The sequence below is a fragment of the Aromatoleum toluolicum genome (assembly GCF_012911005.2).
In the GTDB taxonomy this organism is placed as follows: Bacteria; Pseudomonadota; Gammaproteobacteria; order Burkholderiales; family Rhodocyclaceae; genus Aromatoleum; species Aromatoleum toluolicum.
On the sequence record NZ_WTVS01000204.1, the window covers coordinates 1 to 459 of the forward strand.

Consider the following 459-nt stretch of genomic DNA (forward strand, 5'->3'; position numbering starts at 1 on the left):
CACATGGCCCGCAGGCACGTGGCGCGCTGCCGAGGTGACGTGGCCGGTCTGGTCGTCAAAGAAGAAATCGGGCTCGAACTCGCGCAGAAATTCGCCCTTGGGCAGGCCGCCCAGGAACATGGCTTCGTCCACCGCAATGTTCCAGTCCATCAGGGTGCGGATGGCGCGCTCGTGCGCGGGGGCGCTGCGGGCGGTGACGAGCGCGGTGCGGATGCGCATGCCGGTGCCACCGGCCTCGCCCGCAGACTGCAGGCGGTGCAAGGCGGCCAGCAGGGGTTTGAACGGGCCGTCGGGCAGGGGCTGTGCGGCCTTGTCGGTCTCGTGCTGCTGGAAGGCGGCCAGCCCCTCCGCCTGGTACACGCGCTCGGCCTCATCGGAGAACAACACGGCGTCGCCGTCAAAGGCAATCCGCACTTCGTTGGGGTTGGAGTCGCCCGCCTGCACCGACTCCGTCACCAC

1 protein-coding gene is annotated in these 459 nt (G+C 69.3%); it reads right to left on the reverse strand.

The features are described 5' to 3' along the window. Positions 1-459 (reverse strand): 5'-nucleotidase (locus tag GPA27_RS28380; protein ID WP_211165311.1); only part of this gene is annotated, 459 nt, incomplete at both ends.